6 protein-coding genes are annotated in these 7,135 nt (G+C 60.0%); 4 read left to right on the plus strand and 2 right to left on the minus strand.

What is annotated here, in order from left to right; translation table 11 throughout:
- The first annotated feature begins 103 nt into the window (after positions 1–103).
- The 3 genes from ACP7A2_RS12015 to ACP7A2_RS12025 all read left to right on the plus strand — a co-directional run bounded on the left by ACP7A2_RS12015 (position 104) and on the right by ACP7A2_RS12025 (position 2,672).
- Positions 104–1,267 (plus strand): OmpA family protein, encoded by a 1,164-nt coding sequence (locus ACP7A2_RS12015; RefSeq protein WP_426134375.1) that lies wholly within the window; start codon positions 104–106, stop codon positions 1,265–1,267.
- A 27-nt stretch (positions 1,268–1,294) separates the two neighbouring features.
- Positions 1,295–1,942 (plus strand): pyridoxamine 5'-phosphate oxidase, encoded by a 648-nt coding sequence (gene pdxH / locus ACP7A2_RS12020; RefSeq protein ID WP_426134376.1) that lies wholly within the window; start codon positions 1,295–1,297, stop codon positions 1,940–1,942.
- 265 nt (positions 1,943–2,207) lie between these two features.
- Positions 2,208–2,672, plus strand: coding sequence for a glycine zipper 2TM domain-containing protein (locus tag ACP7A2_RS12025; RefSeq protein WP_056857494.1), 465 nt, complete (start codon positions 2,208–2,210; stop codon positions 2,670–2,672).
- A gap of 71 nt (positions 2,673–2,743) precedes the next feature.
- Here ACP7A2_RS12025 and ACP7A2_RS12030 read toward each other — a convergent pair whose 3' ends face one another.
- Positions 2,744–4,366: a methyl-accepting chemotaxis protein gene (locus ACP7A2_RS12030; RefSeq protein ID WP_426134378.1), complete on the minus strand. Its 1,623-nt coding sequence runs from the start codon at positions 4,364–4,366 to the stop codon at positions 2,744–2,746.
- A 197-nt stretch (positions 4,367–4,563) separates the two neighbouring features.
- Complete coding sequence (gene nhaA / locus ACP7A2_RS12035) at positions 4,564–5,739, minus strand: Na+/H+ antiporter NhaA (RefSeq protein ID WP_426134379.1); 1,176 nt, start codon at positions 5,737–5,739, stop codon at positions 4,564–4,566.
- 216 nt (positions 5,740–5,955) lie between these two features.
- Between nhaA and ACP7A2_RS12040 the strand changes: the two genes are divergently transcribed.
- A complete protein-coding gene (locus tag ACP7A2_RS12040) occupies positions 5,956–7,050 on the plus strand; it encodes a PLP-dependent cysteine synthase family protein (RefSeq protein ID WP_426134380.1) in 1,095 nt (364 codons plus the stop codon).
- Positions 7,051–7,135: the final 85 nt, after the last annotated feature.

Consider the following 7,135-nt stretch of genomic DNA (forward strand, 5'->3'; position numbering starts at 1 on the left):
TATAAGAAGACGCTGAACGAAATTTGTAACTTTAATGTTCTGTAAGCGTCTGTTTAACGGGTCGTCGAGGCCCCCTGATTTTTTCTCATTTTGTGGATACCTCATGTTATCGAACAAGTCCTTGGCACTGGCGCTGTGCCTCACTATTACCGGCTGCGCACAAACTCCACAAAATGACGCCGAAGGCGGTCATTGGTGGGCATTTGGATCTGACAAGGCTGCTACCAAGGACGCAGTGACCCCAACCGACGCCAAGCCAGCCGCTGGCGCCAAGCCTGCCGCTCCGGTTGCTGCAGCGGCCGCTGCGCCTGCACCCGCCGCCGCTGCATCTGCTCCGGTCGCCAAGGCGGACACCGGTTCCAGCTGGTGGCCGTTCTCCTTCAAGAGCGCCGACGAAAAGGCAGCTGATGCCAAAGCTGACCTGAAAGCCGACCTCCAGGCCGCGACCCCGGCAGCCACGCCGGACGCCGCGCCTGTCGTGGCCAAGACCGACACTGATGCCAAATGGTGGTGGCCGTTCGAAAGCAAGCCTAAACCACTGGCCAAGGTCGACGTGACCAACGTGGCGATGCCTGACCCTAAAATCACTCAAGCCTGGCTGGACGATTACGAGCCACGCCTGCGCGCCGCCATCAAGGACAGCAACCTGCAACTTGAACGTCGCGAAAACGTGCTGGTTGTGATTGCTCCGGTAGACGGTTCCTACAACCCGAAGCGCCCGGCGATGCTGCTGCCGGTGACACTGGGTCCATTTACTCGCGTCGCCAAAGCCGTTGAAGGCGACCCGAAAACTGCCGTGCTGGTACTCGGTCACGTCGACACCACAGGTGCCGAGCCGGTGAGCCAGGCCCTGACCCGAGAGCGCGCACAATCCATCGCTTCAATTTTCAGCCTCAGCGGCTTGAAGCAGGATCGTCTGATGCTGCGCGGCATGGGTGACCTGATGCCACGTGCCGCCAACGACAGCAACCAGGGCCGCGCCCTGAACCGTCGCATGGAAATCATGTTCACCCAGCGCACCACCATGCTGGCGTTGCTGAACAAGTACAACTCGGGCAAACCGCCGGTTGCTGAAATGGTTGCTGTGCAGACTGCGCCAGCCCCGGTACCGGCTCCGGCTGCGAAGAAAGCCGCTCCGGCGAAAAAGGCCCCGGCCAAGAAAGCCGCCGCCAAGCCTGTTGCCAAAAAAGCCGCTGCCAAGCCTGCTGCGAAAAAGCCTGCACCCAAGGCTGACGCACCTGCTGCAAACGACCAGGCAAAAAGCTGATCTGTTGAAACAGAAGGATAGAGCCGCATGACCCAGGCACTGGCCGATATGCGCCGTGACTACACTCGGGACGGTTTGAGCGAGGCCCAGGCCCCGGGCGAGCCGTTTGCGTTGTTCCACCAGTGGTTTGGCGACGCGGTGAAAACCGAGCAGCCACCGGTGGAAGCCAATGCCATGACGCTGGCCACCGTCGACAGCGACGGTCGCCCGCACTGTCGTATTCTGTTGCTCAAAGGCCTGGATGCGCAGGGCTTTACCTTCTTCACCAACTACCAGAGCGCCAAGGGCGAACAGCTCGCCGCACAGCCGTTCGCGGCCATGACGTTTTTCTGGCCGACCCTTGAGCGCCAGGTGCGCATCGAAGGTCGGGTGGTCAAGGTCACGCCCGAAGAGTCGGATGCTTATTATCAGGTCCGACCACTGGGCAGCCGCCTCGGCGCCTGGGCGTCTCCGCAGAGCAAAGTCATCCGTGACCGCGAAGAACTGCACGATTTGCTCAAGGCAACCGAAGAACGCTTCAGCGACACCCAACCCGATTGCCCCGAGCATTGGGGCGGTTATCGCCTGATGCCTGAGCGCATCGAGTTCTGGCAAGGCCGCGCCAGCCGCCTGCATGATCGCCTCAACTATCGTCTGCTGGCGGGCGAGTGGACGCGCGAACGTCTCGCTCCCTGAGCGTCACCTTTTGTCATCTCCCCTGAATGTTGCCCGCCACACCGAAGTCCCTGTTCAAGAGACTTCGGGCGTGTGCTGCTGCGCGACTATAATGATCAGCGCGTCCATGACATTTTTTGGAACAAGCTGGGCGCTACCATTCGTCGAGTTCTCTGGTAATGGCAGTCTGTACTAGGGCTGAATGAAAGTAATTTTCTGCCTGGCTTGCCGTGACAGGCGCCAAGCCGCAGCGTCTAATGATTACCTGTCCTTTGGAGTTGATGCTATGCGTAAGTCCGTATTACTAGTTGCCTGCTTTACCACCTTGTCGTTGCTGTTGGGTGGCTGCGCCTCGAGTCTGACCGGCGATTCGTACTCCCGTGACGAGGCACGTCGCGTACAAACCGTTCGCATGGGCACCATCGAATCCCTGCGCCCGGTGAAAATCGAAGGCACCAAGACCCCAATCGGTGGCGCTGCTGGCGCCGTTATCGGCGGCGTTGGCGGCAGCGCCATCGGCGGCGGTCGTGGCAGCATCGTCACCGCAGTGATTGGCGCTGTAGCCGGCGGCCTGCTGGGCTCGGCCACCGAAGAAGGCCTGACCCGCACTCAAGGCGTGGAAATCACCGTTCGCGAAGACGACGGCAGCATGCGCGCTTACGTCCAGGCGGTTGAAGAGAACGAAATCTTCCGCATCGGCGACCGTGTACGCATCATGACCGTTAACGGCACCAGCCGCGTTACGCGTTAAGCGTTAGTTGTAGGAACACAAAACCCCAACCGGGTGACTGGTTGGGGTTTTTTTTGTTTTACACGGTCACGTCAAACCTGAAAGTGCTTCACCATCGTATTCAACTCATGCGCCAGGCCAGCCAGTGACTGCGACGCCACCGTCGTTTGGGTCGAGCCTTCGGCAGACTGAATCGACAACTGCTGAATGTTCAGCAAATTGCGATCCACCGCCCGGGCAACGTCGGCTTGTTCAGCCGCCGCCGTGGTAATCACCAGGTTGCGGTCATTGATCTCATCGTTGGCCGCCAGAATATCTGCCAGCGCTTGCTGAGCCAGTTCGGCCAACCCCAGGGTTTGCCGAGTCATGGTGCTGCTGTCGAGCATGGTGTTGACGGTGCTGGCGGTGTTGGCCTGAATGCTGCCGATCATCTGCTCGATTTCTTGAGTCGATTGAGCGGTGCGATGGGCCAGGGCACGAACTTCGTCGGCAACCACCGCAAAGCCCCGGCCTGCCTCACCCGCGCGAGCGGCTTCAATGGCAGCATTGAGCGCCAACAGGTTGGTTTGCTCGGCAATCGTACGGATCACATCCAGCACTTTGCCGATTCCTTTTGCCTGCTCGGCAAGGCCGCCGACCTGTCCGGAGCTGACTTCAACCCCTCGGGTCAGCGCCTGGATCGAATTCAACGCCTCGACCATCCGTTGCTGGCCTTTCAGCGCGATGCTGCGCGACTCCTGGGACAGGTCGGAAGTCGAGGCGGCATTGCGCGCAACCTCTTCAATCGCGGTGGTCATCTCGGTGACAGCGGTGGCCGCCTGCTCGATTTCTCCATGCTGCTGTTGCAAATCCCGACTGCCTTCAGCGGTCACGGCATTCAATTCTTCGGCCGCAGCGGCCAATTGGCTGGACGATCCGGTGATTTGCCGCAAGGTCTGCACCAGGTTGTTACGCATGGTTTCCTGCGCCCTGAGCAGGCGCGTGGCTTCGTCGTTGCCCGTCGGGTTGATCGGCTGGGTCAAGTCGCCCTTGGCAATCGTTTCGGCCACGTGCACCGCTTCAATGATCGGCCCGGTAATGCTGCGGGTCAGCAGCCACGCCACCAGAACGGTGCCGGCACTCACCAGCAGGATAACGATCGCGATACCGTTTACCGCGTGTCGGTAAGCGTCTTCGGATGTCTGGCCAGCCTGTTCAGCGCCTTTGTTGGCGAGGTCGATCAACTGGTCGAAGTTCTTGGTCATCTGCTCATAACTTTCCCGGATGCTGTTGAGAAAGTCGCGGGCGCCGGCCTTGTCACCCGAGCGCGAGCGTTTAAGCATCTCGGTGTGGTTCTTCGCGTACCCCTCCAGGCTCTGGTTGAACACCTCAAGGCGTGATTTTTCCTCCGGCGTACGCAGGAGCGCTGCGTACTGACCCATCTGTTCCTTAACCGCCTTCAAGCGCCCGGCAGATTTGTCCTCGTAGGTCTGCATATCCGCATCGCTTGAGGACAGGATGTGCGCCATTTCCCCCAGGCGAAAACGATCAAGTGAAGCATTCGCCAGCGCCAACAGGCGCACGCGCTGCATCCAGTTGTTCTGAATGTCAGCGGCCTGTGACTGGACTTCACCAATCTGCTTGAGCGCGAACAGGCCGAGAAACACACTCAGCGACGCAATAGCGGCGAAGCCGATGAAGGCTCTGGCTGCGATTCTTATATTTCTCAGGAACATGGGCTGTCGCTCGGGCTGAAAACGCGTTGGGAAGCAAGGTCGGGCGGGTATCCCAGGCAGGGAGAGTGAGGCCACCACAACAGATAGTCGGCGGGAGGGGGGAAGTCTTTAGGTGGGCAATCATGAAACCTGAGCGGCGGAAAAAGAAAAACCCCAACCGGTTGCCCGGAAGGGGTTTTAGAGGTGCTTAAGGGGACTCAAGCTTTCTTGCGACTCGCCATTGCTGTCACCGCATACCCGATACACGCCGCCAGGATCGACCCGGTCAGAATGCCCATGCGGTCTTCACCGGCAAACTCGCTGGCGCCCGGTACGAACGCCAGTGAGCCGACGAACAGGCTCATGGTGAAGCCGATGCCGCACAGGATTGCCACACCGAACACCTGGCCCCAATTGGCGCCGCTCGGCAGTGCGGACAGGCCGGTTTTGACGGCGAGCCAAGTGAGGCCGAACACGCCGATGGTCTTGCCGATCAGCAGGCCGGCGGCGATGCCCATGGGCACGTGGTGGGTGAAGCTGTCGAGGCTGACGCCGGTCAGGGACACGCCGGCGTTGGCAAAGGCGAACAACGGCAGGATGCCGTAGGCCACCCACGGGTGCAGGGCGTGTTCGAGGGTGAGCAACGGCGATGGCTCGGCATTCTTGGTGCGCAGCGGGATGCAGAACGCCAGGGTCACGCCGGCCAGGGTGGCGTGTACACCACTTTTAAGCACGCACACCCACAGGATCAGGCCGATGATCAGGTACGGCCCAAGCTTGATGACGCCCAGTCGGTTCATCGCGATCAAGGCAATTAAACACGCACCCGCACCGGCCAGGGCGGCGCCTGACAGGTCGCTGGAATAGAACACGGCAATCACGATGATCGCGCCGAGGTCGTCAATGATCGCGAGGGTCATCAGGAACAGCTTCAGCGACACCGGCACGCGCTTGCCGAGCAAGGCCAACACGCCCAGCGCAAATGCGATGTCGGTGGCCATGGGAATTGCCCAGCCTGACAGTGCGGCAGGGTAGTCCTTGTTGATCGCCCAATAGATCAGGGCTGGCACCACCATGCCGCCAATCGCTGCCGCGCCGGGCAAGACCACTTGCGAGGGCTTGGACAGGTGGCCATCAAGCAGCTCGCGCTTGACCTCAAGGCCGATCAGCAGGAAGAACAAAGCCATCAGGCCGTCGTTGATCCATAGCAGGGCGGGTTTGGCGATTTTGACTGCGCCAATTTGAGCCACTACCGGTACGTCAAGAAAGGCGCTGTAGAGGTGCGCCAACGGCGAGTTGTTGATGATCAGCGCCAAGGCGGCAGCGGCGATCAACAACAGACCGCTGGCGGCTTCCAGCTGGAAGAAACGGGTGAAAGTGCTACGCAGAGGCAAGGGACGCTCTCCAATCCAAGTTCAATAGGTGGGTACCCTAACCCGTACCGTTAGTTGTTAAAACAAAAGTTATATTCTTATTTGTTATAAGCGATGGTCAGAGAGGGCGTTGCGCCAAAGCCTAGCAATTGTGTGCCTATTTGCGACCTCACTGTATCTGTGTGCAGCGTAGGAAACCCCCTAAAATCGGGGCTGAAATCTTCAGAGACTCACTTTATGAACGACCACCGTACCTGGGCCCGCGAAGCCATTCGCATTATTGAAGCGGACTTCCAGCGTAGCGCCGACACGCACCTGATCCCTTTGCCATTGCCAGGGTTGCCGGGTATCGAGTTGTATTTCAAGGATGAGTCCAGCCACCCTACCGGCAGCCTGAAACATCGGCTGGCGCGGTCGTTGTTTCTGTATGCCTTGTGTAACGGCTGGCTCAAGCCGGGGGCGCCGGTGATCGAGGCGTCCAGCGGTTCGACGGCGGTTTCGGAGGCGTACTTTGCACGTTTGCTGGGCCTGCCGTTTATCGCGGTCATGCCGGCCACGACGTCTCAGGCGAAGATTGATCAGATCGCCTTCTACGGTGGCAAGAGCCACTTGGTGAAAGATCCGACGCAGATCTACGCCGAGTCCGAACGCCTGGCGACGGAAAGTGGCGGGCACTTCATGGACCAGTTCACCTACGCCGAACGCGCTACCGACTGGCGGGCAAACAACAACATCGCCGAGTCGATTTTCCAGCAGATGCGCTTCGAGCATTACCCCGAGCCGAGCTGGCTGATTTCCAGCCCCGGCACCGGCGGTACCACTGCGACCTTGGGCCGCTATGTGCGCTATCGCCAGCATTGCACCCGTGTGCTGTGTGCCGATGCCGAGCAGTCGGTGTTCTTCGACTTCTACCAAACCGGCGACGCCAGCCTGCGCCTGGACTGCGGCTCGCGCATTGAAGGCATCGGCCGGCCACGGGTGGAAGCGTCGTTTTTGCCGAACGTGATTGATGCCATGGTCAAAGTGCCGGATGCCTTGTCGCTGGCGGCCATGCATTACCTGGCTGAGCGCCTAGGGCGGCGGGTCGGGGGTTCCAGCGGGACCAACCTGATTGGCGCTCTGATGGCGGCGCAGCAGATGAAAGCGGCGGGGGAGTCGGGGTCGATCGTGGCCATCCTGTGTGATGGGGGCGAGCGGTATGCGACTACCTATTACGATCAGGCGTGGCTCAAGGCGCAAGGCTACGAACTGGATGAGTTGATCGCGGCTGTTGCGGCCAGTGTGGAGCGGGGTGAGCCGTTGCCGGAATCGATCCTGCGCGCAAACATCTGACAAAACGCAAAACCAAATGTGGGAGCGGGCTTGCTCGCGAAAGCGGAGTGTCAGTCAAAAGATTCATCGACTGACACTCCGCTTT

Source organism: Pseudomonas sp. PWP3-1b2 (assembly GCF_049896045.1).
Taxonomy (GTDB): Bacteria; Pseudomonadota; Gammaproteobacteria; order Pseudomonadales; family Pseudomonadaceae; genus Aquipseudomonas; species Aquipseudomonas antarctica_B.

What these genes read in the sequence shown, in the direction of transcription:
- pdxH (WP_426134376.1), top strand. Translation starts at nt 1,295, where the DNA reads ATGACCCAGGCACTGGCCGATATGCGCCGTGACTACACTCGGGACGGT.
- ACP7A2_RS12025 (WP_056857494.1), top strand. Translation starts at nt 2,208, where the DNA reads ATGCGTAAGTCCGTATTACTAGTTGCCTGCTTTACCACCTTGTCGTTG.
- ACP7A2_RS12015 (WP_426134375.1), top strand. Translation starts at nt 104, where the DNA reads ATGTTATCGAACAAGTCCTTGGCACTGGCGCTGTGCCTCACTATTACC.
- ACP7A2_RS12030 (WP_426134378.1), bottom strand. Translation starts at nt 4,366, where the DNA reads ATGTTCCTGAGAAATATAAGAATCGCAGCCAGAGCCTTCATCGGCTTC.
- ACP7A2_RS12040 (WP_426134380.1), top strand. Translation starts at nt 5,956, where the DNA reads ATGAACGACCACCGTACCTGGGCCCGCGAAGCCATTCGCATTATTGAA.